This window comes from Microbacterium sp. AC026, from assembly GCF_979258475.1.
The window spans coordinates 1,569,495-1,595,862 of sequence record NZ_OZ409857.1; the positions used below are offsets into that span (position 1 = coordinate 1,569,495).

Consider the following 26,368-nt stretch of genomic DNA (forward strand, 5'->3'; position numbering starts at 1 on the left):
GGATTGTGAGAAGTGCAGATCAGATCTGCGGGTCTGTGGTGTCGGCACGTGTGTTGCGTCGGCGGACCCAGAGGGCCAGCCCGCCCGCGCCGAGCACGGTCAGGGAACCGGCGAGGATGTAGGGCAGTGCGCCCGTCCCTCCGGTGGTCGGAAGGGTCAGCGCCGGCACGTCGCGCACCGTGATGATCTGACCGGTGGAGGTCACCGCCTGATCGCCGCCTGCGGTGATGCTCACCGTGCGGTCCGGGTTGATGACGAACTTCACGGGAGCGGCGAGCAGGCTGAACCCGTCGGGTGCCGTCAGCTCGCTCAACCAGTACGTACCGGCCGGGATGCTGTCGATCTGGAACAGACCGGTCTCGACCCCGTTGATGGTGAAGGGAAGCGCCGTGCCCGGCTGCCCGTTCGCGTCTGCGAGCACCGCGAACGAGGAGCCGTCCATGCGCACCCAGGTGTTCGCTGCCGCTTCGCCGACCTTCTCGACCTTCAGCGGGATGCGGAACGGCTCGACGGGGGTCTCGGTGCTGTCGTTGTTCGAGCGCACCGGACCGCCCTTGGGGTCGGTTCCCGTGGAGTAGGCCGTGTTGATGACCTTCTTCGCGTCGACGTCTGCCTGGCCGATGACGTACGGCGCATTCGCGGCGCACGTCGAGATCTGGGTCGGCGCGATCGTCGTGGGCGTGCAGGTGACGGTGATGTTGCGCTGCGTCAGGCGGTCATCGACCACGGTGATGTTCGCGACCGTGATGTTTCCGGTGTTGGTGACGGTGAACGCGTACATGATGTGGTCGCCGAGCCCGGTCACGCCGTCCTGATCGATGTCCACGACCGAGGCGGTCTTGTCGAGCACGAGAGCGGGCGTCCAGGTGGCGGGGATGATCTCGTCATCGGTGTCCGTGACGTTCGGTCCGACCGCCGGCGTTCCGGTGGCCCGTGCGACGTTCGTCAGCGGAGCGCTGTCGAGGTCCGCCTGCTGCACCACGTAGGTGGCCGTGCAGGTCATCTTGGCGCCACTGGCGAGTGTGGATCCCTGAATCGGTGTGCAGGACAGCGTCGTCATGTCGCCCGCACCCGAGAACGTGTCCTCGGTGATCCGCACGTTCGTGAGGTTCGTGTTGAGCGTCGTGTTCGTCGCGGCCTTGGGAGTCGTGTTGGTCGCCACGAAGCTGTAGGTGATGACGTCGCCGACCTTCGAGTACACCTTGTCGGGATCGGTGTCGCTCGTCACGGCGACGCCGTTCACGGCGGTGATGCTCTTGACGATGTCGATCGACGGCTGGATGACCTCGAGCGACGCGTTGGCCGGCGGGTTCAGGTTCGTCGTGATGTTGGCGGGGCCGTTGATGTAGGTGCCGTTCACCGTCGAAGTGACATCGACCGTGATCGTGCACGATGCCTGTCCAAGGGCGAGGTCGCCGCCGGTGACCGACACCGAGGTTCCGCCGGCCGGCGCCGTGACCACATAAGCCGCACCGGTGCGCTGCGTGCAGGTGCCGCCGACGTTCGGGGCCGCCGCGATCTTGAGGTTCGTCGGCAGCGCGTCGGTGATGGTCCAATCGCTCTTGGCCATCAGGTCGGTCGTGTTCGTGACGGTCAGCGTCATCTTCGAGGTCGAGCCGTTGGTGATCACGGTCGGGCTGAACGCCTTGTCGAGCTGTGGGGTCACATCGACGATCTGCGGCAGATCGAAGGCGACGTCGTTGCCCGCGCCGGTGGCCGTCGCGTTGTAGAGCATCAGACCGAGGTTCGCCGTGGTTCCGACGGGCACCTGGTAGGCGGCCGACTGCAGCTTCGCGATCTGCGTCTCCCAGACCGTGTTGTTCGTGCACGGGTTCAGTCCTGTGCTCAGGGTGATCGGGGTGCCGTTCACGAGGAGGCTGAAGGTCTCCTTGGGCTGGTTCGCTCCGCCGGCTGCGGGGCAGTTGACCGCAGCGAAGTATGCGGAGACCGCGTAGTAGTGACCGCCGATGGCCGGGATGGTGTTGACCGTACGGAACTGCGTGCCCGCGGCGATCGCTCCGTTCGTCGCATTCGTGTACGACGTCAGCACCTGGTTGGTCGCGGCCTGCGTCGTCGTCTGGCCCTGCGCGACTCCGAGCGCACGAGCCATCTGCTGCAGCGTCGTCCACGTCGTGCTGACGTTGTTCAGGCAGCCCAGGTCAGTGACGGGCGCCGTCGGAGTCGCACCGCTCATGATCCAGCCGTTGCACTGGTTGCCGGCCGGGGTGTACTGCGTCGAAGCCGTGTACGTCGAGTTCGCGGCTGCCGCACCGCCGACGTACGTGGTGATCGACCGTGCGGCGAGTGCTGCGCTCTGGTTCGAGAAGTCCTCGGTGTACACCGGAGTACCCGGCTGAGGCGTTCCCGGTGTGCCGGGCACCGTCGCCGCGGCTGTGATTCCACTGTTGGGGGCGAGCGTCGCTCCGGCGACGAGCACGCCGGCGATGGCGAGCACGCCGAGCAGCCGCGTGATCGCCCGTCGGCGAGGCGCGACTGCGGAGCGTAATGGCCGCTCCGTCGTGCGGTGGTGCGAGCGAATGCTCATGAATGTCCCAATCCCGGCATGCCCTCGGCCCGCCGGATACGGCGGAGCGCGAGAGGCGGATGCCTGTCCCCGAAAGTCGTGTGTGTCCCCAGTGCGAGACAGGAAGCAGAAGCCGCCCGTCACATACCCAGACCCCGGCGCGGACTTTTTATGACGGGCGTGGGAGAAAACTTTTCGGGGGCCTCTTCGGGCTGCCCTAAGCTCGCACCATGTTCAGCGCCGAGACCCTCGCGACCTTCGTCGTGGCCGCGTTCGTCATGGTCGTGATCCCCGGACCGACAGTGCTGTTCACGATCGGCCGGGCGATGGCCCTGGGGAGACTGGGCGGGTTCCTCAGCATCCTGGGCACGGCGCTCGGCTCGATCCTGCTCGTCGTCGCCGTCGCCTTGGGCGTCGGCACCGTCGTGGCGCAGTCGATCGTGCTGTTCACGATCGTGAAGGTGCTGGGCGCCGGCTACCTCGTCTTCCTCGGCGTCCAGGCCATCCGGCATCGAAAAGATGCCGCGGCCACGGTGACAGGACCTGTGGCACGGCGATCAGGCGTGCGTCTGCTCGGTGAGGGGTTCGTCGTCGGGGTCACCAACCCCAAGTCGATCGCCTTCTTCCTGGCGATCCTTCCTCAGTTCGTCGACCTGCACGCAGGGTCGGTGCCGATGCAGCTCTTCGTGCTCGGCACGATCGTCGTCGCGATCGGAGTGGCGTGCGATGCGATCTGGGTGCTGCTGGCGAGCGCCGCGCGCGAATGGTTCGGACGCTCTCCGCGACGCATCGAGGCGATGGGCGCCACCGGCGGCGTGCTCATGATCGGGCTCGGCGCGTTCCTCCTGCTATGGAACGACAAGCCTGCGAACGCCTGAGGCCGAGACTCACATACGCGCGAAGCGGGCGCGGACCATCGAGAAGACGCCGTAGATCGCGAGTCCGACCCCGACGAGCCAGAGGATCGCTCGGCCCAGGGGCAGGTCGACGAGGCTCCGCAGAGCCGCGTCGAGACCAGCGGCCTTCTGCGGATCCTGCGTCCACGCGGCGACCACGAAGAGCGCTCCGGTGACCGCGATCGCGATTCCCTTGGCGATGTAGCCGGCGACGCCGAGGGCGATGATCCCGGGCCGCGACGGGCCCGTCGGGACATCCATCGTCTTCTCGAAGCCCCGAGTGAATCCGATGACGATGAATCCGATGCCGACACCCGCGACGGTCAGACCGAGGACGATGAGCGCCACGATGCCACCCGGCGCCGAGAGCACGACGGCGCTGAGCGCCCGAGAGGTGTCTTCGGATTCGACGTGCCCGCCGAAGGCGAAGATCAGGGCCAAGCCGGCGATCACGAGGTACGCGCCCGCGATGCCGATCAGCTTGATCCTCATCCCCCACTTCCTGGTCTCCTTGCCGCCGGTGAGGAGACCGCTGGCGACCTGCCAGACAGCGAGCGCGATCAGGGCCACCGCGATCACGCCGAGGACCAGCCCGCCGACGGGCGTCGAGCGGATCTGCTCCATCGCGCCGTCCTGATCGGCGTCTCCACCGCCGCCGCTGGCGATCGACACGGCGATCGCCCCGATGATGATGTGCACGAGGCCGATCACCACGAATCCCGCCCGCGCCACGCGCCGGAAGGCATCGGATCGCTGCGCCGTGCGCGCGGCACCCTTCGCTGAGGTCATCCGAGCAGGATATCTGTCGGCGCGAAGACGTCGGAGGGGTTGCGTCGTCGCTGAGAGCCGCCCTCGTCAGGTCGCCCTCTCGACGGGTTGGCGCAGGATCGTCCGGAGCTTCGCCGGTTCGACCCGTCGGACATCGCTGAGGTAGATCTCGTGGTGCAGGCCCGTCATCGACAGGCCGTTCTCGGGGATGAATCGATGGTGCAGCTCGTCGAGCACCGGGGCCTCGTCGTCGTAGGAGCCGACATGGAGCGTCTGCACGCTGAGCCCTTCGTCGAGGGTCTCGAGACGCACGGAGCGGAGGGCGGGTGCAGGCTGCTTCTTCTTCGCCAGCTTCGCCTCGACCGTGTCGACCGCGTGGTCGAACATCTCCGGAGTGACGTGGTCGGGCACCATGATCAGGAGAGTCCACCGCCACGCCGATTTGTCGCGGCGCGACGTGAACGACTCCATGTCGGGCGCGTGCCACTGCCCCTCGAGCGGCATCACGACCGTGTCGATCCCGAGCTGCTCCCTGCTCGCGAACTTGAGCGCGTAGGCGATCGGGAAGAGTGCGGACACTGCGTCCTGGTATGCCTGGGCGGTGTTGGGATCGCCCGCCCCGTCGACCATCAGATACTGCATCGAGGGAACATCGAGGATGCGGAACTCCCCGTGCTTCGCCTGATAGGCGTCGAGGGTCTTCTTCGGGTCGAGCGCCATCGCGGGTCCTCTCACGGCGGAATCGGCATCCGTCCGTCGGCACAGTGTCGCACGGGCGACGGACGTCAGGGTGGTCGGCGCGCATCCGCGCCGACCACCCTGACGCGCTCAGGCGGGCTCGACCGCGAGCCACAGCTCGCAGGACGCGTGCGTCCCGGTGAACTCGAGATACCGGACGATCGAGGGCGCGGGCCGCAGCCGCCACGGATTCGACGGGAACCACTCCGTCGCCGTCGCGGCCCACAGCGTCTGCAGGGTCTCCGGGAACGGCCCCGTGGCGGCGAAGACCGCCCAGGCGCCCGCCTCGACCCTCACGACATCGAGATCGTCGGGCACCGAGGTGGTCGGCCGCACGGAGACTCCGTGCAGGTAGGTGAGCTCGGTGCCCTCCGGCGCATCCTGAGCGATGTCCCCCGTGATGGCCAGGATCCCCTCGGGCTGCGCATCGCTCAGCGCCTTGAGGCGAGCATGCTCCTCCGGGGCGATCGAGGAGATGTGCGCCTGGATGTGCGGATTGGTGCCCTCGTGGATGAGCGGCACTCGTGCGGCATGGCCGACGAGGACGAGCTCGGGGGTGGTGGTGATGGTGACGTGCATCGGGGTGCTCCCTTCGACGCTCAGGCGGAACCGGAGCGTGGGTTGTGTGCGGAGAGGACCCCCGTCTCGGCGCGCATCGACCGGGCTGATCCCGTGCACGGCGCGGAACGCGCGACCGAACGCCTCGATCGAGCCGTACCCGTGTCGCACGGCGACGTCGAGCACGTTCGGGGCGCCGGCGGCGAGTTCTGCGCCGGCCAGCGTCATCCGCCGACGGCGGACGTATTCCGACAGCGGCATCCCCGCCAGAGCCGAGAACATCCGGCGCAGGTGGTACTCCGTCGTGCCGTGCACGCGAGCGAACCCGGCGACGTCGATCTCGTCGCCGGTGCCTGCCTCGACGAGATCGACCAGTGCGTTGAGCGTTCCGATCATGAGGTCCTCCTTTCCCCACCATCGTGCGGCCCGAGGGCGATCTGCGACCCGACTTTCCGTGTCGGATCCGATCGATCGCCTCTCGGAGGTCAGCTCCGCTCGCCCGGATCGGCGAGCAGGTCGGCGAATGCCAGCTCGGCCGCGCCGATCAGCAGCCTGTCAGCGCCGAGAGCGGCCGGGCGGATCTCGAGCGCCTCAGCGCTCTCCGACATCGCGAGCGCCGTCACATCGTCGACGATCTGATCCGCCCGCAGATCGGCGAGGGTGGCGAGGAATCCGCCCAGCACCACGAGAGCAGGATTGAGCACGTTCACGGCATTGGCCAGCGCGCTCGCGAGCACATGCGCCTGACGCGTGATCTCGGCGGCCACCACCGGCGAGTCGGATTCGGAGAGCTCGGCGGCGAGCGTCTCATCGTCGGCCGAGTCGAGGCCGACCGCATCGAGAAGCAGCCGGCGGCTCACCTCGGCCTCGAGCACACCGTCGCGAGTGCGGCGGTCGGCGTCTGCCGAGATCCGGGGTCTGTTCTGACCGAACTCCCCGCGTACCCACCCGCCCCGGCGACCGGCCTCCCGTGGATGATCAGTCCGCCTCCGATACCCGACGCACCTCCGTTCAGGTAGACCACGTCGTCGATCCCCCGGCCGGCGCCGTAGCGGTGCTCGGCGATGGCTCCGAGCGTGGCGTCGTTGTCGACGAAAGCCGCAGACGCCGTCGCCGAACGGACGAGATCGGCGAGCGGCACATCGGTCCAGCCGAGATGAGGCGCATTGCGCACGACACCGTCGGATGTTCGCACGAGGCCGGGGACCGCGACACCGATCGCCGCGATCCGTGCCGCGGCGAGCGCCCCTTCGCGCCAGGCGGCGATGCGATCGGCGATCGTCGACACCACCGCATCCGGCGTCGGGACGGTCTCGTTCGGCAGGCGCTCGCGCAGGACGATGCTGCGGTCGAGGCCGATCGCAGCGATCTCGATCGCGTCGACCTCAGGGTTCACCGCGATGGCGACGACGCGAGCCGACGCCGTCACGACCGGTGAGGGACGCCCCACACGGCCGGGTACGTCGGGTATGCGCTCGTCGACGAGACCGCGTCTGACGAGCTCTGCGACGAGGTCGGCGATCGTCGAGCGGTTGAGCCCGGTCTGCTCGGTCAGCGCGGCTCTCGACTGCGCGCCGTTCTCGTGCACGAGCCGCAGGAGGAGGGCGAGGTTGTGCGGGCGGGTGCCCAGCGCGGGGCTCGGCTGCGTCGGCATCCCTTCACTGTAGGGGGTGGACGCACCTTCTGTCATGGGATATGTTGTGAATCACAACTTATTCGATGACCTGCACAGGAGCAGCCATGACCACCCCCACCCGTGACGACAAGTTCTCCTTCGGCCTGTGGACCGTCGGCTACAACGGCGCCGACCCGTTCGGCGGCCCCACGCGCCCGGCGCTCGACGTGGTGCACGCCGTCGAGAAGCTCGCCGAGCTCGGCGCGTACGGCCTGACCTTCCACGACGACGACCTGTTCGCCTTCGGCTCGACCGATGCCGAGCGCCAGACTCAGATCGACCGCCTGAAGGGTGCGCTCTCCGACACCGGCCTCGTCGTGCCGATGGTCACCACCAACCTCTTCAGCGCGCCGATCTTCAAGGACGGCGGTTTCACCTCGAACGACCGCGACGTGCGCCGCTACGCGCTCCGCAAGGTGTTCCGTCAGCTCGATCTCGGTGCCGAGCTCGGGGCCAAGACCTTCGTCATGTGGGGTGGCCGCGAGGGTGCCGAGTACGACTCCGCCAAGGACATCCGCCAGGCGCTCGAGCGCTACCGCGAGGCCGTCAACCTGCTCGGCGACTACGTCACCGACAAGGGCTACGACATCCGCTTCGCGATCGAGCCGAAGCCCAACGAGCCGCGCGGCGACATCCTGCTGCCGACGCTGGGCCACGCCATCGCCTTCATCGACTCGCTCGAGCGCCCTGAGCTCGTCGGCGTGAACCCCGAGGTCGGGCACGAGCAGATGGCAGGACTCAACTTCACCGCGGGCATCGCTCAGGCGCTGTTCCACGGCAAGCTCTTCCACATCGATCTCAACGGCCAGCGCGGCATCAAGTACGACCAGGACCTCGTCTTCGGACACGGCGACCTGCACAACGCCTTCTCGCTCGTCGATCTGCTCGAGAACGGCGGCCCCGGTGGAGTGCCCGCCTACGACGGCCCCCGTCACTTCGACTACAAGCCGAGCCGCACCGAAGACGAGAAGGGCGTGTGGGAGTCGGCCGCCGCGAACATGCGCACGTACCTGCTGCTCAAGGAGCGGGCGGCCGCATTCCGCGCCGACCCCGAGGTGCAGGAGGCGCTCGCCGCCGCCCGCGTCGACGAGCTCTCGACGCCGACCCTCAACCCCGGAGAGAGCTACGACGACTTCCTCGCCGATCGCTCGGCATACGAGGACTTCGACGCGAACTCGTACTTCGGCGGCAAGGGCTTCGGGTTCGTCCGGCTGCAGCAGCTCGCGACCGAGCACCTGCTCGGCGCTCGCTGATCGTCATGCCACTGGTTCTCGGGGTCGACTCGTCGACCCAGTCGTGCAAGGTCGTCGTCGTCGACACGTCGACCGGGGCGGTCGTCCGCTCCGGTCGCGCGTCGCACCCGGAGGGGACGTCGGTCGACCCCGAAGCCTGGTGGCAGGCGCTGAACGCCGCGATCGCGGAGGCGGGGTCGCTCGACGACATCGCCGCGTGGTCGATCGGCGGGCAGCAGCACGGCCTCGTCGCGCTCGACGAGTCGGGTGCGGTGATCCGCGATGCGCTGCTGTGGAACGACACACGTTCCGGGGTGCGGCGCACGATCTGATCGGCGAGTTCGGTGCGTCCGAACTCGCCGACCGCACCGGCCTCGTGCCCGTCGCCTCGTTCACGATCACCAAGCTGCGCTGGCTGCGCGACCACGAACCGGAGAACGCGGCACGGGTCGCCGCCGTCGCTCTGCCGCACGACTGGCTGACGTGGCGTCTACGCGGGTTCGGACCCGACAACCCCGTGCTCGACGAGCTGGTGACCGATCGGTCCGACGCCTCCGGCACCGGATACTGGAACCCGTCGACGGGCGACTATGACCGCGAGCTGCTGGTGGCGGCGCTCGGCCATGACGCGATCCTCCCCCGGGTGCTCGCCCACGACGAGTGGGTGACGGATGCCGACGACCGGCGCGTCGGTGCGGGAGCGGGTGACAACGCGGCCGCCGTGCTCGGACTCGGCGCCGTGCCGGGTGATGTGGTCGTGTCGATCGGCACCTCGGGCACGGTCTGCGCCATCAGCACCACTCCTCTGAGTGACCCGACCGGGACCGTCGCGGGCTTCGCCGATGCCTCGGGCAACTTCCTGCCTCTCGTCGCCACGCTCAACGCCGCGCGGGTGGTCGACGTGACCGCTGCGCTGCTCGGGGTCACGCACAGCGAGTTCAGCGACCTCGCGCTGCGGGCCGCCCCCGGCGCGGGCGGCCTCACTCTGCTCCCCTACTTCGAGGGCGAGCGCACCCCGAATCTGCCGGATGCCTCGGCCTCCCTCTCGGGGATGACACTCGCCTCGACGACGAGGGAGAACCTCGCCCGCGCCGCCGTCGAGGGGATGCTCCGAGGACTCGGCGCCGGGCTCGATGCACTGCGCGATCTCGGCATCCCGCTCGAACGCGCCCTGCTGATCGGCGGCGGAGCGCAGTCGGAGGCCGTGCGTCGCATCGCGCCGGAGATCCTCGGCCTGCCGGTCGAGGTGCCCGAGCCCGGCGAGTACGTCGCGCTCGGCGCCGCCCGGCAGGCATCACAGCTCGTCGGCTGATCCCGCCGGAACGCACCCCGTCGGAACGCACCCCGTCGGGAGGAGATCTCCTTGCCGAGAGGACGAATTCGCCGCATCCGTCCTCCCGAAGCGCAGTTCTCCTCCCGAGCGGGCGACCGAACGACCGAGCACACGAGCGAGGCGGATGCCGTCAGCCGGCCAGCACCCTGGCGTCCCGCTGGGCGATGATGCTCAGCTCCGCCGCAGCGAAGGCGTGCGCCTGCGTCATCGCGTGCTCGGTGCGGTCGATGCAGTCGCGGATCAGCTGACCGAAGAAGGGGAACCCCGTCTTCCCTGTCGCGTCGAAGCGGAACTGTCCGTCCTGATCGACGAGCAGCACCTGTCCGCCGCCGTTGTCGGTCGTGATGTCGGTGTACTTGCGCAATTCGATGTATCCGTCGGTGCCGAGCAGCACGGTGCGACCGTCGCCGAAGACGTCGAGCCCCGCCGGGGTGAACCAGTCGACGCGCACGTAGCCGGTGGTGCCGTTGTCGAGCACGACGTGGGCGTCTCCGAAGTCCTGCAGGCCCGGAGTGTCGGGGTGCGCGTAGTTGGCGACGGTCGAGCTCACGATCTCGCCGGTCGTCGCGCCCGTGTAGTACAGCATCTGCTCGAAGTTGTGACTGCCGATGTCGCAGATGATGCCGCCGTACTGCTCGGTGTCGTAGAACCAGTCGGGCCGCCCCGTGCCGATGCGATGGGGGCCGAATGACGCGACCTGCAGCACGGTGCCGATCGCGCCCCGGTCGATCAGCTGGCCGGCGAGGATCGCCGCCTCGGAATGCACGCGCTCGCCGTAGTACACGGCGAACTTCCGCCCGGTGCGCTCGACGGCCTCTCGAGCGGCATCGAGGTCGTGCATCGTCGTGATGGCGGGTTTGTCGGCGAAGAAGTCCTTGCCCGCGTCGAGCACGCGCACGCCGAGTGGAGCCCGCCGATTCGCGATCGATGCACTGGCGACGAGCCGCACCTCCGAGTCGTCGAGCACCTCCTGCTCGCTCGCGGCGGCACGCGCCTGCGGGAAGCGTTCGAGGAAGTCGGCGATCTTCACCGGGTCCTCGTCGAAGACCAGCGAAAGGGTCGCGCCGGCCTCGATCAGCTGCTCGACCATGCCGACGATGTGACCGTGATCCAGTCCGATCGCGGCGAAGACGAACTCGCCGGGTGCGACGACAGGTTCGGGGAGCGGATCGAAGGTGTAGGTGCGGGTCATCGCCGGGTCTCCTCGTGGTTCATGTCATAGGTGCGCAGGCGTCCGCACATGCCGAATCCGCGGTCTCCCCCGAGGGTACGGCTTCGTGCACGCGAGCATCGGCCAGGTGCGCCACCGAACCGGATGCCACGGCATCGGCGAGCGCCACCGAGCGCTCGGCCTGAGCCAGCGGACCCTGGCGCACGAGGTCGCCCCACGCCTCGGCGCGGTGGCGTACGAGCACACCGGCGGCGGCATGGAACGCGCGGAGCGCGCCGTGATCCGCACCCGAGACGGCATCCCGCAGCGTCTCGAATCCCGTCACGGCGAGATCGCGTCGTCGGGCCGCTCGCTCAGCGCGTTCATCTGCATCGTCTCCGAGCGAGGCCGCCGCCGCATACGCGTCGGGGTCGCCCACGATCTCGGCGGGGAACGTCATCACCGCATCACCCGCCTCGGGGAGTCCGGCGTCGCTCATCAGCACGACGACCCGCAGGTCGCCGCCGTTCACGGCACGGTGGATGGTGCCAGGGGTGAACCAGACGACGGACCCCGACCTCAGCGGGGTCTCATGGAACCCGGCGGCGTCGATCGTCTGCAGGGCTCCCTCACCGGAGATCACGACATAGGCCTCGGTCGAGACGAGGTGCATGTGAGGGCTGCCGCCGCAGATGCCGTCCGGCGCGGCATCCGGGTAGACGTCGAGGTGCGACAGCGATGTGCCGCCGGGGAACGAGGATGCGGTCACGATGCCGCCTCCACGAGCGACGCGGTCTTCTCGAAGAAGTGCGGGGCGTTCGCCACCAGCTGTCCCGCCCGATAGTAGGGATCGGACGCCGTGATCGGCAGCGAGACGAACTGGCGCTCGAAGCCGGACTTGTAGATCGCGGTCACCACCTCGACCGCATCGCGGCCGTCCTGTCCGCCGGCGATCGGGACTCTCCCCTCACGGATCGCGCTGAGCAGGTCGCCGATCTGGCCCTCATGCCCGAGGTGGGCGAGCGGGGCACGGCCGGCGACGAGCTCCTCGATGCGTGCGACGGCCTCGGGGTCTCCGCCGTCAGCGGGAAATCCGTCGCGTCGGGACTGCTCGGCGACGACGGAGAACGGCTGGGACACCCGGGCGTTCGCCCCCTGGATCACGATCGCCTGCTCCTCCCCGTGGTGCACCACGGAGCTGGTCAGCTGCGCGAGCCCCCGTTCGTAGCGGAAGACGGCGACCGAGAGATCCTCGACTTCGGCGTTGTCGTGCTGCGCGTTGGCGAGCATGGCCGTGATCTCGGCCGGGCGTCCGAGCAGCCACAACAGCAGGTCGATGTGGTGGATGGCGTGGTTCAGCGTGCAGCCGCCCCCTCTTTCTCCCAAGTGCCGCGCCACCAGAGGTCGTAGTACGGCAGCCCACGCCACCACGCCGAGTCGACCCGGACGTGCGAGATCGATCCGAGCAGACCCGAGTCCACGACCTCCTTCAGCGCGGCGAGATCGTCGCGGAAGCGGTTCTGCGCGACGACGGACAGCACACGGCCCGAACGCTCCTGCGCGGCGAGCATCGCATCGCACTCCTCGAGGGACGGAGCCATGGGCTTCTCGACCAGCACGTGGATGCCGGCATCGAGCGCAGCGATCGCGAGCGAGGCGTGCGTCGACGGCGGGGTCGCGATGCTCACCAGGTCGACGAGACCCGAGGCGATCATCGCGAGCGGATCATCGAACGTCGCCGCCCGCGTGAGCCCGAACGCCTCGGCCTTCTGCGCGGCCCGCCCGGGGATGACGTCGGCGAGCGCGGCGATCTCGCAGTCGCCCGCGAAGGCGAGGTATCCGCTGATGTGCGCGTCGGCGATCCCGCCGGTGCCGATGATGCCGATCCTGAGCATTCGCTGCCTCCCCGATGAGGTGTTACTACGTATTACTAAGACGTAGTAGATACTATCGAGACAGACACCCGCCACGTCAAGCCCGGAAAGGAGGATGCCGTGGAGAAACGCCCGACCAGCCACGACGTCGCCCACCTCGCCGGGGTCTCGCAGTCCACCGTCTCTTTCGTCTTCACCGGGCGGCCGGGGATCTCCGAGGCGACGCGCGAGCGGGTGCTTCGCGCAGCATCCGAGCTGAACTACCGACCCAACCTGGCCGCCCGGTCCATGCGCACCCAGCGCACCGGCCGCCTCGCCGTCGTCGTGCCGATCGCCACGATGAATCCGCTCACGCTGCTCTCCGGCGCGATCTCCGCCGCGCGCGAGGCAGGCTACGTCGTGGAGGTGGTGAGCCTGCCCGAGGAGGCGACCGCGCGCGACGATCGCCTCGCCGATCTCATCGGGTCGGGGCAGTACGAGGGCGTGCTCGCGTTCACGCCCCTGCCCGCCACCGACTCCCCCGCCGACGGCCCCGTCGTGCTCTCGGTCGGCGAGTTCGATGACGCGATGCACATGACCGGCGCATTCACCGATTCGCGACCCATCACCGAGATGATCGAACGCCTCGCGGCACAGGGACATCGGAGATTCGTGCATCTGGCCGGCCCCGACGACTTCCCGTCGGCACGAGCCCGTCGCGCGGCCTACCTCGAAGCGATCGAGCGTCTCGGACTCGAGTCGCTCGGTGTGTTCGGAGAGGAATGGAGCGGCAGCGCCGGCGAGGCCGCCGTCGACAGGCTGCCCGCAGACGCACCGCCGCTCGCCGTGATCGCCGCCAACGACGTGATCGCGACCGGAGCCATCCGAGCGGCGACACGACGCGGATGGACGCTGCCCGACGACGTCGCCGTCACGGGGTGGGACGATCACCCCCAGAGCGCGTTCCTCGTGCCGTCGCTGACGAGCGTGTCGCAGGACCGCGAGAGACTGGGCGCCTACTCGATGCACCGTCTGATCGCAGCCGTCCGCGGCGGCGATGAGCCGATGAAGCCCGACGGTCTGCTGACCGTCATCTGGCGCGAGTCGACCGATTCTCCCCACTGACCGCCGAGACCTGGAGGCGCACATGAAGATCCTGATCCCGAACACCATCGAGCTGCCGGTGACCGCAGACGTCGAGACCGTCGTCTACGACATCGACGCCGAGATTCCCGCCGAGCACCGTGACGCCGAAGCGCTCGTCGTCTGGCACAACTCCTCGTCGTGGCTCCGGGAAGCCGCCCGCGCACTGCCCCGCCTGCGTCTCGTCCAGGCCCTCGCCTCCGGCGCGGATGCGGTTCTCAACGCCGGGTTCGGCGCCGACGTGCGCATCTGCTCCGGTCGCTCGCTGCATGACGGACCCGTCGCCGAGCATGCGCTGACCCTGATCCTGAGCGCCGTTCGACGTCTCGACCGGCTGCGCGACGCTCAGCGCGAGCACGTCTGGGACGAGGCGTTCAACGAGGAGCAGAGCGCCGCGCCCACTCGCGCGCTCTACACGCTGTCCGGCGCCCGCGTGACCATCTGGGGATTCGGTTCGATCGCCTCGACGCTCGCGCCGTTCCTCACCGCACTCGGCGCGGAGGTGCAGGGCATCGCCCGCACCGCCGGAGAGCGATCCGGGTATCGGGTGCACTCGGATGCCGATGCAGCCGCCGTGCTGGCTGACACCGACGTGCTCGTCTCGATCCTGCCCGCCACCGACGAGACCGCCGACCTGTTCGACGCCGAGCTCTTCCTCGCGCTCAAGCCAGGCGCGGTGTTCGTGAACGTCGGTCGTGGTGTGACCGTCGACGAGGCTGCGCTGATCGCGGCGCTGGAGTCGGGACAGCTGCGCGCCGCGGCGATCGATGTCGCGAAGTCCGAGCCGCTTCCGGCATCCGACGTGCTGTGGGACGCACCGAACCTGCTCATCACCCCTCACATCGCCGGCAACCGTCCGGTCGGAGCGGCACGCCTGGTCGACCAGAACGTGACCCGCCTCCTCGCGGGCGATGATCTCCTCAACCAGGTGCACCCCTAGGGTCTGGACACCGCGGGGCGAGCGGCGCATGCTGAGGGCATGACCGCCTTTCAGACCACACACGCGTTCAGCGGGTTCAGCGTCGACGACATCGACGCCGCCCGCTCCTTCTACGGCGACACCCTCGGCATGGACGTCACCACCAATGCCATGGGGTTCCTCGACATCAGCCTGCCCGACGGCGGATCGATCCTCGTCTACGGCAAGCCGAACCATGAGCCCGCGAGCTTCACGATCCTGAACTTCCCGGTGGACGACGTCGAAGCAGCCGTCGACGAGCTCAACGAGCGGGGCGTCGTGACCAAGATCTACGACGACTCGGAGTTCGCCACCGATGAGAAGGGCATCCTGCGAGGCGGTCCCGATCGAGGGCCCGACATCGCCTGGTTCACGGACCCCGCCGGCAACGTCCTCGCCGTGCTCGCCGCCCGCTGAGCGCCGCTCTCAGGCGAGGAGCGAGTCGAAGAGCTCGTTCACGGCCGGGTCGACGCGCTGCAGCTCGGGATGCGCGTCGTGCCAGTCGATGATCTCGCGCGCCGCGGTGTGCAGTGGCACGAGCGGGGCGAAGTCCGGCACGAGGTGGCGGACCTTGGTGTTGTCGAAGACGACGGAGTGCGCCATGTCACCCGTGAGCTGCCCGGCGCGGTCGGGTGCGGCATCCTCGATCGCCGCACTCGTGGCGTACCGGATCTTCGGCTCTGCTCCCGCCGCGCGACCGAGGATCGCGTAGATCTCGTTCCAGGTGTAGACGAAGTCGCTCGTGATCTGGAAGGTGTCGCCGTAGGCGAGCGGGTTGCCGAGCAGCCCCGCGAAGCCGACCGCGAAGTCGCTCGAGTGCGTGAGCGTCCACAGCGACGTGCCGTCGCCGTGGACGATGATCTCCTCACCCCGGCGGATGCGGTCGATCGCCGTCCACCCTCCGAACGCCGGGATCGTCCACTTGTCGTAGGTGTGCGAAGGCCGCAGCACCGTGACCGGGAATCCGCGATCCCGGTACGCGGCGGTCAGCAGGTCCTCGCAGGCGATCTTGTCGCGCGAGTACTGCCAGTACGGATTGCGCAGCGGTGTGGACTCGGTGATCGGAAGACGAGAGACCGGCTTCTGGTAGGCGGATGCCGAACTGATGAAGACGTACTGTCCCGTCCGGCCCTCGAAGCGGTCGATGTCCCGCTGCACCTGATCCGGCGTGAAGGCGATCATGTCGGCGACGACATCGAACTCACGACCGGCGAGGGCGGCGTCGACCGCTGCTGCATCCGACACATCCGCCGTCAGCACCTCGACGCCGTCAGCGGGCTCGCGCTGCGACTGTCCGCGATTCAGCAGAGTGACCTCCATCCCCCGGGACGCCGCGAGCGCACTCGCCGCCGAGGAGATGATTCCGGTTCCACCGATGAACAACACCGTCGTCGCAGTCATGCATCCGACTCTAGCGACGGGTCAGGCGGGGAGGCCGCCTAGGCGAGGTGCTCGAAGAGCGCGCGGACGGCCCCTTCGACGGCATCCGGATCCTCCGCACGGATCGCGTGGGCGACGGCTTCGGCCGCAGCGACCAGCCCGGGTGTCGCGTCGTCTCCGGGTACAGTCTCGGAGAACTGCAGCGCGCATTGAGCGAGGATCGTGGCCTCGACCAGGTGCATCGCCTGTCGCGGATGCCGCACGAGATCGTCGACGGCGGTGAGGAACGCGATGGCCGCGGCGTCGCGGTCGGCTGCGGCCTGCGCGCGACCGATCTCCTCGGCATACGCCGCGAGATCGGAGCGGACGCCTTCCGCGGCCGTGGGCAGCGCCGTGCGGAGCGCCGTCCCCGCGAGCACGCCGGCGTAGCTGATGACGGCACGCGACTCGCGTGCGGTGAGGTCCGCGACCTTGGTGTAGCGCGCGGGAGTGACCTCGACCAGTCCGATGTCACGCAGCCGGATGATCGCTTCGCGGATCGGGTTGAGCGACATGTCGAGCTCTCGGGCGAAGCGCATCGTGTTGAGCGTGTCGCCCGACCGATAGTCCCCCCGCAGGATCGCCCCGAGGATGTGCTGGAAGGCAAGTTCGGGCAGCGGCACGGCACCGCGATGGGTCCAGTGGTGCGTCCGTGGATCCGCGTAGGCGATGGTCATTGGTGCTCCCCAGGTCCGTTGTGTACGCCCCCTGTGACAGGGGCCCCCACTAGACAGACTCGCTGCCGCCCGGAATATTACGCAGCGCCAGGGAAAAGTCAGACGACGGTGGCGCCGGGCGCCGCAGCGAACTCCTCGAGAGCGGTGACGACGTCGTCGGAGAGCTCGACCTGGCTGGCCGCCACCGCGTCGTCGATCTGGCCCGTGCGCGATGCACCGATGATCGCGGTGGTCACCACGGAGTCCCGCAGCACCCACGCGACGGCGAGCTGGGGAATCGAGAGGCCCGCGTCCTTCGCGACGCGGTCGATGCCGCGGATGCGCTCGAGGTAGCTGTCGGTGAGCGCGGACCCGTTCAGGAAATGGCTGTTCGCGGCACGCGAGTCGGCCGGGACGTCACCATCGATGTACTTGCCGGTGAGCAGGCCCTGCGCGAGCGGCGAGAACACGGCGCTGCCGATCTCCAGCTCGCGCAGCGCCGCGAACAGCTCGGCCTCGGGAGTGCGGTCGAACAGCGAGTACCGCGGCTGGTGCAACAGCAGCCTCACGCCCTGATCCGCGAGCAGCTGATACGCGCGACGCGCCAGCTCGGCCGGGTAGTTCGAGATGCCCACGTACAGCGCCTTGCCGCTGCGCACGATGTCGGCGAGCGCCGTGACCGTCTCCTCCAGCGGGGTCTCGGGGTCGGGGCGGTGCGAGTAGAACACGTCGACGTAGTCGGTGTTCATGCGCTGCAGACTCTGCTCGAGCGAGCGCATGAGGTACTTGCGCGATCCGCCGTCGCCGAACGGCCCCGGCCACATGTCGTAGCCGGCCTTGGTCGTGACGAACAGCTCGTCACGGTAGCGGGCGAGCCCGCTGTCGAGAACGGCCCCGAACGTCGACTCGGCGGACCCGTACGGCGGACCGTAGTTGTTCGCGAGGTCGATGTGCACGACACCGCGGTCGAACGCGTGCACCACGATCTCGCGCTGACTGTCGAAGGTGCGGTCGCGACCGAAGTTCTGCCAGAGTCCGAGCGACACCTTCGGCAGCTTCACCCCGCTGGAGCCTGCGCGCTGGAACGGCACGTCGGTGTAGCGGGTGGCCGCAGCCTCGTAGGCATGCGTCAGGCGGGGGTCATCGGCGGCGATGGGCATGAGGGACGCTCCTGGATCCGAGGCGGGAAGAGCTTCAGGATAGCGCTTTCTCGCACAGCGGGACCAGGACTCCGATGCATGCTGCGCCGGCATACGGGTGTCCGCGCTCGCAGGCCCGACCGACCGCTGTCAACCACACCGACGAAGTCCGACGGTCGGGGTAGCGTGACGGAGAGACGGCGATCATCGCATTCACCCCGCTCCCCGCGGGAAACGAGAAGAGGTCCATGATGGGCGGGACCCCACCGTCGAAGCTGTCCGGCACGTCGAACGCCATCGTCGTGACCGGAGCACGGGTGCACAATCTTCGCGACGTGAGCGTCGCGATACCCCGCGACGCCCTCGTGGCCTTCACCGGCGTCTCCGGCTCGGGCAAGAGCTCCCTCGCATTCGGCACGTTGTACGCCGAGGCGCAGCGTCGGTACTTCGAGTCGGTGGCGCCCTACGCGAGGCGCCTGATGAGCCAGGTCGACATCCCCGACGTCGACGCCATCGGCGGGCTGCCTCCGGCGGTGGCCCTCCCCCAGCAGCGCACCGCGGGAAGCGCTCGATCGACCGTCGGCAGCGCCACGTCGATCGGCAACGTCATCCGCATGCTGTTCTCGCGAGTGGGCACATACCCCAGTGGGGCGGAGCCGCTGTTCGCCGAGGACTTCTCCGCGAACACCGTGCAGGGCGCGTGCCCGCGCTGCCACGGGATCGGGCAGGTGTACGACGTGCCGCTGCACCTCATGGTCCCCGACGAGTCGCTGTCGATCCGCGACCGTGCGCTCGACGCCTGGCCGCGCGCCTGGCACGGCAAGCAGCTCATCGACAGCCTGATATCGCTCGGCTACGACATCGACATCCCGTGGCGCGATCTGCCTGAGAAGCAGCGTCAGTGGGTGCTCTACACCGAGGAGTCCCCTCAGGTTCCGGTGTTCACCGACCGCGGCCCGGCGCAGGTGCGCAAGGCCGTCGCGGCCGGCATTGAGCCCTCGTACATGAGCACGTTCGTCGGCGTGAGGCAGTACGTGCTCAACACCTTCGCCAACTCGAAGAGCGCGAAGATGCGCGAGAAGGCGGCGAGCTTCATGGTCAGCGTCCGCTGCCCGATGTGCGACGGACGCCGCCTGAAGCCCGAGGCGCTCGCCGTGACGTTCGCCGGTCTCGACATCACCGAGATGGCCGCAAAGCCACTCGCGGACCTCGAGGCACTCCTCGAGACGGCACTCGACTCCTCCGGCAACGGAACGGATGCCCCCGGCGCCGGTGGCGAAGCGCTCCCACCCGAGAAGAAGCTCGCGGCGCACCGGCTGGTCGACGAGCTGCGCGATCGGATCTCCCCCATCATCGAGCTCGGTCTGGGCTACCTCTCGCTGGATCGCTCGACCCCGACGCTCTCGTCGGGTGAGCTGCAGCGCATGCGGCTCGCGACCCAGGTGCTGTCACAGCTGTTCGGGGTCATGTTCGTGCTCGACGAGCCGTCTGCCGGCCTCCACCCCGCCGACGGCGAAGCGCTCGTGCGCATCCTCCGCTCGTTGCGAGACTCCGGAAACACGGTCTTCTTCGTCGAGCACTCCCTCGACGTGATCCGGCATGCGGACTGGATCGTCGACATCGGCCCCGGAGCGGGATCCACCGGCGGTGAGATCGTCTATTCCGGCCCGATCGACGGGCTGCGGGACGCGGAGCGCTCCCAGACGAGACGATATCTGTTCGCCGACGACCTGCGGGCCGAGCAGCCGACGGCACAGCCGCAGGCCCCTCGCGAGCCCGATGCCGAACTCGTGCTCGTCGACGTCTCGCGGAACAATCTCCGCAGCGTCTCGGTGTCGATCCCCCTCGGCTGCCTCACCGCCGTCACGGGCGTCTCCGGTTCGGGCAAGTCGTCTCTCGTCACCCAGGCCCTGCCCGACCTGCTGCAGAGCAGCCTCTCCAGCGAGGTGGACGGCTCGTCGACCGACACGTCGACGAGGGAAGAGCAGGGCAGCGCAGCAGCTGATCCGCTGTTCTCCGCACCGATCGCCCACACGACGGGTCGCGCCTCCGGCCCCGCCGACCGCGTGCGACGCGTGGTGCAGGTCAGTCAGAAGCCGATCGGCCGCACCTCTCGATCGAACGTGGCGACGTACACCGGGCTCTTCGACCGCGTCCGCGCGCTGTTCGCCGCGACACCGGAAGCACGTCGGAGGCGCTACGCCGCGAGCCGGTTCTCGTTCAACCTGGCGAGCGGGAGATGCCCCACGTGCAAGGGCGAGGGCACGGTCGAGGTGGAGCTGCTCTTCCTCCCCACCGTCCACGCCCCCTGCGGCACCTGCGGCGGCACGCGCTACAACCCGGAGACCCTCGAGATCGAGCTCCACGGGCACACCATCGCCGACGTCCTCGCCCTGAGCGTGAACGACGCGCGTGTCCTCTTCGAGGACGATGCCGACGTCGCGCGACACCTCGATGCCCTCCTCGACGTTGGGCTCGGGTATCTGCCGCTGGGCCAGTCGGCGACCGAGCTCTCCGGCGGCGAGGCGCAGCGCGTGAAGCTGGCGTCCGAACTGCGGCGCGCCCAGCACGGCGACACCCTCTACCTGCTCGATGAGCCCACCTCAGGACTGCATCCGTCGGACACCGATCGGCTGCTCGTCCATCTTCAGCATCTCGTCGACGCCGGCAACACGGTCGTGATGGTCGAGCACGACATGCGCGTGGTCGCACAGGCCGACTGGGTGATCGACATGGGACCGGGAGCCGGAGAGCTCGGCGGCACTGTCGTGGCGCAGGGAACTCCGCGTTCCGTCGCCGCCGCGAGCGGAAGCACCACGGCGTCGTACCTCGCGGATGCCATCGCGGCTCAGGAACTCGGAGTCAGCGCCTGAGAACAGAAAATCCCTGCCGAGGCAGGGATTCCTTCTGCGGAGACGAGGGGATTTGAACCCCTGGTCCCCGTGAGGGGACTCCACCTTAGCAGGGTGGTGCACTCGGCCGGACTATGCGACGTCTCCAGGCATCCGAACCGTGAAGAGCGGATGCACCTTGCAATCATAACGGGTTCCCGTGGCTGGAACGAATCGGGGCTCAGGGTCCTCGGCCGGGCCGCCTGCAGGACGAAAGCACATCTGCAGGACGAGACCCGACGGATGCTCCCGCATCCGTGCTCCGGTCATGCACACAGCACGGGTGACGGCGCGTGACCGAGACGATCCCTCAGCCGGCGCTCGATTCGCGCACCACGAGTTCGGGCTGGAACCGCACGCGACGGTCGTGCTCGACGCCGTCGAGCTCCTTCAGCAGCAGATCCACCCCGGTCCAGCCGAGCAGCCTGGCGGGCTGGCGCACGGAGCTCAGCGGCACGACGGTCGCCGAGGCGAAGTCGATGTCGTCATAGCCGACCATGGCGATGTCCTGGGGCACACGGATGCCGGAGCCGAAGCTGAACGCCTGCAGCAGCCCGACGGCGAGCAGGTCGTTCGCGGCGAAGACGGCATCCGGGCGCGATTCAGGCCCACGCGCCGCGATGGCCTCGCCCGCAGCCCTGCCCTGGAGCACCGTGAGCGCGGACTGCTCGAAGATCTCGAGAGTGACATCGGGGTGAGCGGCGGCGGCCGCCTGCACGCCGCGCAGACGATCGGCGACCTGCTGCACCGACTGCGGTCCTCCGACGAATGCCAGCCGGCGACGTCCCGAAGCCAGCAGGTGATCGGCAGCCAGGCGTCCGCCTTCGACGTCATCGACCGAGACCGACGGCAGCAGCCCCTCCTCCACCTCGCGGTCGACGAGGATCACCGGCATGCCGCCCGCGGCGAATCGATGCACGGCCGAGAGGTCGTCGGTGGCGGGTGTGAGCAGCACGCCGTTGACCCGCTGCTCCTGGAAGAGCTCGAGGTGCGCGACCTGGCGCTCGTCTCGCTCGTCGCTGTTGCCGAGCAGCACCGTCATGCCGGCATCCGCTGCCCGGTCCTCCGCGCCGCGCACGACCTCGGCGAAGAACGGGTTGCCGATGTCGGGCACCACGAGTCCGATGCTGCGGCTGCGACCTGCGCGCAGCTGCCTGGCGGCGTCGTTGCGCACGAAGCCGAGTTCCTGGATCACCCGCTGCACGCGCTCGACCGTCTTGGCGGACACGCGCTCGGGCTGATTGAGCACGTTCGAGACGGTGCCGACCGAGACGCCGGCCGCAGCCGCCACGTCCTTCACCCCTACCGCCATGGCCTGCCTCCATCCGTCCGCGCGTGCGCCACGACTACCTTCTCATTCCGCGGGGTGAACTCCGCGCCGACGACGCCCGGGAACCGCGACGACGGCGAGCGCCGCGCAGCCGATGCCCGCGATGAACAGGGGCGCGAGCGCCCAGGTCACGACACCGGTGAAGACGGCCGCGGCCGCGATGTACGCGGCTCCGGCGGCATCCGCTGTGATCATCCCCGGCACCGCGCGGACCGCGGCGTTCCACCCGGTCGACGGCGACCAGGCGCCGGCGGCGAGCAGCACGGCGACCGCGAGAGCGAGCAGCCCCGCCCAGCCGATGACCGCGATGATCTCGCCACCGGGCAGTGCGCCCGAGCCCGCGAGCACGACGTCGACCGTGAGCACGGCGGCGATCAGCGCCGCCGGCACCCCGACGCGGAGCGAGGGCAGGATGCCGGTGCGCACGTCGTCCCAGAACAGGGCCGTGCGCGAATCCTCCGCGGCGACGAAGCGACGCAGGTGACGGATGCCGGCGGCCAGGGCGATCGGCAGCGTGACGACGCCGAGGGCGATGATCGTCATCAGTAGTCCGACCGTGAGCACCTCGCCGAACAGACCGAACTTGGCGGTCGCTCCGGGGTTGACCCCGGGCTCGACACCGGCGACCGTCGGGCCGGCGCCCGACCGCGCCTCGCGCTTCGCCGCCCGGTGCGCCCGACGCTCTGCGTTGATGACCGACATGACTAGCCCTTCAGTCCCTGCGTGGCGACTCCGTCGACGAGGAAGCGCTGGAAGACCACGAAGAACAGCAGCACCGGCACGAGGGCCACGAACGACGCCGTGACCGTCGCGCCGTAGTCGGACGACGAGGTCTGGTCGTTGTAGAGGCGCAGCGCGATCGGCAGCGGGTAGTTCTCGGGGCTCGTCAGGTAGAGCAGCGGGCCGAGGAAGTCGTTCCACGCCCAGATGAACGAGAAGATCGCGCAGGTGATCAGGGCGGGCTTGATGAGCGGCAGGATGATCGACCAGAAGATCCGCAGGTGGCCTGCTCCGTCGATGCGCGCCGCTTCATCCATGTCGCGGGGCATCTGGCGGATGAACTGCACGAGAAGGAAGACGAAGAACGCCTCGGTGGCGAGGAACTTCGGCAGGATCAGCGGGATGAAGGTGTCGACCCATCCGAGCTGGTTGAAGATGATGTACTGCGGGATGATCACGACGTGGAACGGCAGCAGCAGCGTGCCGATCATCGCGGCGAACAGCACGCCGAGTCCCTTGAACTGCACTCGTGCGAAGGCGTAGGCGGCGAGCGCCGACGAGAGCACCGTGCCGACGACGGCCGAGACCGCGAGGATCAGCGAGTTCAGGAAGAAGCGCCACATCGGCACTCCGGCGATGCCCTCCATGACCTTCCCGTAGTTGTCGAGCGTCGGCGCCTGCGGCAGCAGCCCCGGGTTCTGACCGAACTCGGAGTTCGGCTTGAACGTCGACAGGAACAGCCACAACAACGGGTAGAGCACCACCGCGGTGAGCACGAGGAGACCGATGAACCAGATGACGGTCTGCCAGGTCTTGCGCTTGATGCGTCGACGCGGGGCGGGCGGACCGACGGGCGTCGTCTGCTGCGCGGCGAAGACCGGAGTGGATGCGGCGCCGGACGTGGTCGCCTGATTGGAGGTGCTCATTTGTCGTCTCCCGAGTAGTGCACCCACGACCTCTGAGTGCGGAAGAGGATGAAGGCGATGATCGCGACGACGACGAGCAGGACCCACGCGATCGCGGCCGCGTAGCCCATCTGTCCGTCGGAGAACCCTCGCTTGTACAGGTACACGGTGATGAAGTTCGTCATGCCGGCGGGGCCGCCGGTGCCGTTCGAGATGATGTACGCCGAGGCGAACACCTGGAACGCGCCGATGAGACCGAGCAGCAGGTTGAAGAACATCACCGGGGAGAGCATCGGGATCGTCACCGCGCGGAACCGACGGTAGGCGTTCGCGCCGTCCATCTCTGCGGCCTCGTACAGCTCCTTGGGGATCTGCTTGAGACCCGCGAGGAAGATCACCATCGTGGCTCCGAACTGCCAGACGGCGAGCAGGATCATCATCGGGAGCACGAGGCTCGGGTTGCCGATCCATCCGCCGAGATCCACGCCGAAGATCTGCAGACCGCTGTCGACCGGACCGTCGGAGGAGAACATGGCCCGCCACACGATGGCGACCGAGACCGAGCCGCCGATGAGGGACGGCGCGTAGAAGGCGGAGCGGAAGAAGCCGGCGCCCTTGTCGCGGTAGTTCAGGAGCATCGCGACGCCGAGGGCGGCCGCGAGGGTGATCGGAGTGCCGATGAAGACGTAGACGAGGGTGATCTGCGCCGACTGGATGAAGTTCGGGTCGCTCGTGAAGAGTCGGATGTAGTTGTCCAGCCCGATCCACTTGGGCGGCTGGAAGATGTTGTACTTCGTGAAGGAGAGGTACAGGGAGTAGATCATCGGCACGGCGGTGAGACCGAAGAAGCCGATGAGCCACGGGGTGAGGAACGCATAGCCGGTCGCCGTCTCACGCCGCAGACGTGCGCGCTGGCCCGGCCGCGCGAGTTCGTTCTCGGGGCGGCGGCCGCTGCGCAGCGCTCGCCCTCGCCCGGACTTCTTGCCCGTGACGATCGTCCTGGTCGCCGTCGTGCTCATGACAGCTCCTTCCGAAGTGGATGGGATGCGGTGGGCCGGGCGGATGCCACCCGGCCCACCGACGGGATCACTGGTTGAGGACGACGTCCATCTCGGAGAAGAACTGCGTCACGGCCTCGTCGACCGTCGTGGTGCCGAAGTTCAGCTCGGTGCCCAGCACCCGGAACTTCTCCTCGAGGGTGCCGTAGCCGACGATCGGCACGGGCGGAGCGTCGCCGAGGCGGTCGGCGATCGACTCCTCGTAGTCCTTGACGAGCTGGCTCATGGGATCGAGCTCTGCGGCCTCGAGAGCGGTCTCGGATGCGGGGAGGCCACGGTTGGTGCCGAAGATCTCGCCGGACTCGGGCGAGTTGACCAGGAAGTTGACGAGCGTCGCCGCCGCCTCCGGGTGCTCGGTCTTGGCCGAGATCGTGTGCAGCATCGAGGGCTTCAGGTACAGATCCTTCGCGCCCTCCTTCGTGACCGGCGGGGCGACGAGGCCGAGCTCGGTGTAGCTCTCGCCGAGGTTGGCGAGGTAGCCCGCACCGAAGTTGTCCCACGTCAGCTCGCTGGCGTTCTTCGCGGCGTCGAACGCGGTGAGGGGGTTGAGCTCCTCGACGACCTGCTGCGGAACGACGACTCCGTCACGGATGTCGTCTCCGGCCTCCCAGAACTCCTTCAGACGGTCTTCGTCGAAGCCGGGCGTGCCGTCTTCGTCGAACAGGTTCTTGCCCTCGCTGCGCAGCTGCAGCTCGAAGTTCTGGATGCGCCCCGTCCAGTCGGACCCGCCCCAGAACTCACCCGCGCCGGCATCGGTGATCTCGCCCATCCACTCGTCGTAGTCCTCCCAGTCGCCCCCGGGGAACTCCTCGACGCCTGCGGTCTCGAGCAGCTGGGGGTTGGTGAAAACGCCCCACGCGTTGGTCGAGGTGGTGATGCCGTAGGTCGTGTCATCGACGACGCCGATGCCGAGGATGTTCTCGGAGAGCGGCTCGGTGTCGATGACCGAGCCGAGGTAGGGCTCGAGGTCGAGCAGCAGGCCGTTCTCCGAGTACTGACGCAGGTACGAGTAGTCGAACTGCATGACGTCGGGGAGTCCGCCGCCGGCGGCCTCGGTCTGGCGCTTCTCCCAGAACTCCGGGAACCCGAGGAACGTCGCGTTCACCGAGATGTTCGGGTACTCCTCGTTGAATGCCTCGATCGCCTGGTTGTAGAGATCGGCGCGGACGTCGTTGCCCCAGAACGCCAGGTCGAGGGTGACCTTCTCGTCGGGGTCGTACGTGGGCTCGCCCTCGGGGCTGCCTCCGCCGGCGCAGCCGGCGAGTACCAGCGCTGCGCTGGTGGCGACGGCCGCTGCGGCCGCCAGACGCTTCTTGCTGAACATCGTTGTCCTCTCTGATGAACGTCCTCGTTCGGCAGGGCCGCGGAACGCCTGTGTCCATGTGGTGCGGGATGCGATCTCCATCGTGCGGGGAAAACGCT

General features: G+C 68.5%; 24 protein-coding genes, 1 tRNA gene and 1 pseudogene. 7 read left to right on the top strand and 19 right to left on the bottom strand.

What is annotated here, in order from left to right; all coding sequences use genetic code 11:
* Positions 1–19: 19 nt before the first annotated feature.
* A complete protein-coding gene (locus ACZZ93_RS07895; RefSeq protein ID WP_463510806.1) occupies positions 20–2,545 on the bottom strand; it encodes a prealbumin-like fold domain-containing protein in 2,526 nt (841 codons plus the stop codon).
* Positions 2,546–2,754: 209 nt separating this feature from the next.
* Here ACZZ93_RS07895 and ACZZ93_RS07900 point away from each other — a divergent pair, with 209 nt between their 5' ends.
* A complete protein-coding gene (locus tag ACZZ93_RS07900; protein ID WP_072590739.1) occupies positions 2,755–3,402 on the top strand; it encodes a LysE family translocator in 648 nt (215 codons plus the stop codon).
* Positions 3,403–3,411: 9 nt separating this feature from the next.
* Here the strand turns inward: ACZZ93_RS07900 and ACZZ93_RS07905 are convergent, their stop codons facing one another.
* From ACZZ93_RS07905 to ACZZ93_RS07925, 5 genes are all read right to left on the bottom strand, one after another.
* Complete coding sequence (locus ACZZ93_RS07905) at positions 3,412–4,209, bottom strand: DUF1206 domain-containing protein (protein WP_187249947.1); 798 nt, start codon at positions 4,207–4,209, stop codon at positions 3,412–3,414.
* 66 nt (positions 4,210–4,275) lie between these two features.
* Positions 4,276–4,908 carry a GyrI-like domain-containing protein gene (locus ACZZ93_RS07910; RefSeq protein ID WP_463510807.1) on the bottom strand — a complete coding sequence of 211 codons (633 nt, stop codon included), beginning with the start codon at positions 4,906–4,908 and terminating at the stop codon, positions 4,276–4,278.
* Between the two features lie 108 nt (positions 4,909–5,016).
* Positions 5,017–5,880, bottom strand: coding sequence for an AraC family transcriptional regulator (locus ACZZ93_RS07915; protein WP_072590736.1), 864 nt, complete (start codon positions 5,878–5,880; stop codon positions 5,017–5,019).
* An 89-nt stretch (positions 5,881–5,969) separates the two neighbouring features.
* Positions 5,970–6,344 carry an ROK family protein gene (locus tag ACZZ93_RS07920; protein ID WP_463510808.1) on the bottom strand — a complete coding sequence of 125 codons (375 nt, stop codon included), beginning with the start codon at positions 6,342–6,344 and terminating at the stop codon, positions 5,970–5,972.
* A complete protein-coding gene (locus ACZZ93_RS07925; RefSeq protein ID WP_463510809.1) occupies positions 6,341–7,138 on the bottom strand; it encodes an ROK family protein in 798 nt (265 codons plus the stop codon). Before ACZZ93_RS07925 ends, ACZZ93_RS07920 begins: the two co-directional genes overlap by 4 nt.
* A gap of 86 nt (positions 7,139–7,224) precedes the next feature.
* Here ACZZ93_RS07925 and xylA point away from each other — a divergent pair, with 86 nt between their 5' ends.
* Entirely contained in the window at positions 7,225–8,412 is a 1,188-nt protein-coding gene (gene xylA / locus ACZZ93_RS07930) for a xylose isomerase (RefSeq protein ID WP_056276871.1), read from the top strand.
* Between the two features lie 5 nt (positions 8,413–8,417).
* Positions 8,418–9,703, top strand: a pseudogene (xylB, locus tag ACZZ93_RS07935) (xylulokinase).
* Positions 9,704–9,854: 151 nt separating this feature from the next.
* Here xylB and ACZZ93_RS07940 read toward each other — a convergent pair.
* The 4 genes from ACZZ93_RS07940 to ACZZ93_RS07955 are packed head-to-tail and all read right to left on the bottom strand — an operon-like array spanning position 9,855 to position 12,769.
* On the bottom strand, positions 9,855–10,916 hold the full coding sequence (locus ACZZ93_RS07940) for a Gfo/Idh/MocA family protein (RefSeq protein WP_463510810.1): 1,062 nt from the start codon (positions 10,914–10,916) through the stop codon (positions 9,855–9,857).
* A 19-nt stretch (positions 10,917–10,935) separates the two neighbouring features.
* Positions 10,936–11,643, bottom strand: coding sequence for a cupin domain-containing protein (locus ACZZ93_RS07945; RefSeq protein WP_463510811.1), 708 nt, complete (start codon positions 11,641–11,643; stop codon positions 10,936–10,938).
* On the bottom strand, positions 11,640–12,260 hold the full coding sequence (locus tag ACZZ93_RS07950) for a Gfo/Idh/MocA family protein (protein WP_463510812.1): 621 nt from the start codon (positions 12,258–12,260) through the stop codon (positions 11,640–11,642). The genes ACZZ93_RS07945 and ACZZ93_RS07950 overlap by 4 nt, the downstream gene beginning before the upstream one ends.
* On the bottom strand, positions 12,230–12,769 hold the full coding sequence (locus ACZZ93_RS07955; protein ID WP_463510813.1) for a Gfo/Idh/MocA family protein: 540 nt from the start codon (positions 12,767–12,769) through the stop codon (positions 12,230–12,232). Before ACZZ93_RS07955 ends, ACZZ93_RS07950 begins: the two co-directional genes overlap by 31 nt.
* Before the next feature lie 99 nt (positions 12,770–12,868).
* Here ACZZ93_RS07955 and ACZZ93_RS07960 point away from each other — a divergent pair, with 99 nt between their 5' ends.
* The 3 genes from ACZZ93_RS07960 to ACZZ93_RS07970 are packed head-to-tail and all read left to right on the top strand — an operon-like array spanning position 12,869 to position 15,245.
* A complete protein-coding gene (locus tag ACZZ93_RS07960) occupies positions 12,869–13,852 on the top strand; it encodes a LacI family DNA-binding transcriptional regulator (RefSeq protein ID WP_053098772.1) in 984 nt (327 codons plus the stop codon).
* Between the two features lie 22 nt (positions 13,853–13,874).
* Positions 13,875–14,810, top strand: coding sequence for an NAD(P)-dependent oxidoreductase (locus tag ACZZ93_RS07965; protein WP_056276856.1), 936 nt, complete (start codon positions 13,875–13,877; stop codon positions 14,808–14,810).
* 39 nt (positions 14,811–14,849) lie between these two features.
* The gene (locus ACZZ93_RS07970) at positions 14,850–15,245 is read left to right on the top strand and encodes a VOC family protein (protein WP_463510814.1); all 396 of its coding nucleotides are present in this window, start codon (positions 14,850–14,852) and stop codon (positions 15,243–15,245) included.
* 9 nt (positions 15,246–15,254) lie between these two features.
* On the opposite strand, the gene ACZZ93_RS07975 is transcribed toward ACZZ93_RS07970, so the two are convergent.
* The 3 genes from ACZZ93_RS07975 to ACZZ93_RS07985 form a co-directional block, all read right to left on the bottom strand.
* Positions 15,255–16,229 (bottom strand): NAD-dependent epimerase/dehydratase family protein, encoded by a 975-nt coding sequence (locus tag ACZZ93_RS07975; protein ID WP_463510815.1) that lies wholly within the window; start codon positions 16,227–16,229, stop codon positions 15,255–15,257.
* Positions 16,230–16,267: 38 nt separating this feature from the next.
* Positions 16,268–16,924 (bottom strand): GntR family transcriptional regulator, encoded by a 657-nt coding sequence (locus tag ACZZ93_RS07980; RefSeq protein WP_463510816.1) that lies wholly within the window; start codon positions 16,922–16,924, stop codon positions 16,268–16,270.
* A gap of 98 nt (positions 16,925–17,022) precedes the next feature.
* Positions 17,023–18,063: an aldo/keto reductase gene (locus tag ACZZ93_RS07985; RefSeq protein ID WP_463510817.1), complete on the bottom strand. Its 1,041-nt coding sequence runs from the start codon at positions 18,061–18,063 to the stop codon at positions 17,023–17,025.
* Positions 18,064–18,290: 227 nt separating this feature from the next.
* Here ACZZ93_RS07985 and ACZZ93_RS07990 point away from each other — a divergent pair, with 227 nt between their 5' ends.
* Complete coding sequence (locus tag ACZZ93_RS07990) at positions 18,291–20,915, top strand: excinuclease ABC subunit UvrA (protein WP_463510818.1); 2,625 nt, start codon at positions 18,291–18,293, stop codon at positions 20,913–20,915.
* 37 nt (positions 20,916–20,952) lie between these two features.
* On the opposite strand, the gene ACZZ93_RS07995 is transcribed toward ACZZ93_RS07990, so the two are convergent.
* The 6 genes from ACZZ93_RS07995 to ACZZ93_RS08020 all read right to left on the bottom strand — a co-directional run bounded on the left by ACZZ93_RS07995 (position 20,953) and on the right by ACZZ93_RS08020 (position 26,270).
* Positions 20,953–21,041, bottom strand: a tRNA-Ser gene (locus tag ACZZ93_RS07995).
* A 202-nt stretch (positions 21,042–21,243) separates the two neighbouring features.
* On the bottom strand, positions 21,244–22,245 hold the full coding sequence (locus tag ACZZ93_RS08000; RefSeq protein WP_463510819.1) for a LacI family DNA-binding transcriptional regulator: 1,002 nt from the start codon (positions 22,243–22,245) through the stop codon (positions 21,244–21,246).
* Between the two features lie 42 nt (positions 22,246–22,287).
* Positions 22,288–22,965: a hypothetical protein gene (locus ACZZ93_RS08005; protein WP_463510820.1), complete on the bottom strand. Its 678-nt coding sequence runs from the start codon at positions 22,963–22,965 to the stop codon at positions 22,288–22,290.
* 2 nt (positions 22,966–22,967) lie between these two features.
* Positions 22,968–23,909, bottom strand: coding sequence for a carbohydrate ABC transporter permease (locus ACZZ93_RS08010; protein ID WP_053098764.1), 942 nt, complete (start codon positions 23,907–23,909; stop codon positions 22,968–22,970).
* Positions 23,906–24,907: a carbohydrate ABC transporter permease gene (locus ACZZ93_RS08015; protein WP_053098763.1), complete on the bottom strand. Its 1,002-nt coding sequence runs from the start codon at positions 24,905–24,907 to the stop codon at positions 23,906–23,908. Before ACZZ93_RS08015 ends, ACZZ93_RS08010 begins: the two co-directional genes overlap by 4 nt.
* 67 nt (positions 24,908–24,974) lie before the next feature.
* Positions 24,975–26,270, bottom strand: a complete 1,296-nt coding sequence (locus ACZZ93_RS08020; RefSeq protein ID WP_463510821.1) for an ABC transporter substrate-binding protein — start codon at positions 26,268–26,270, stop codon at positions 24,975–24,977.
* Positions 26,271–26,368 lie beyond the last annotated feature (98 nt).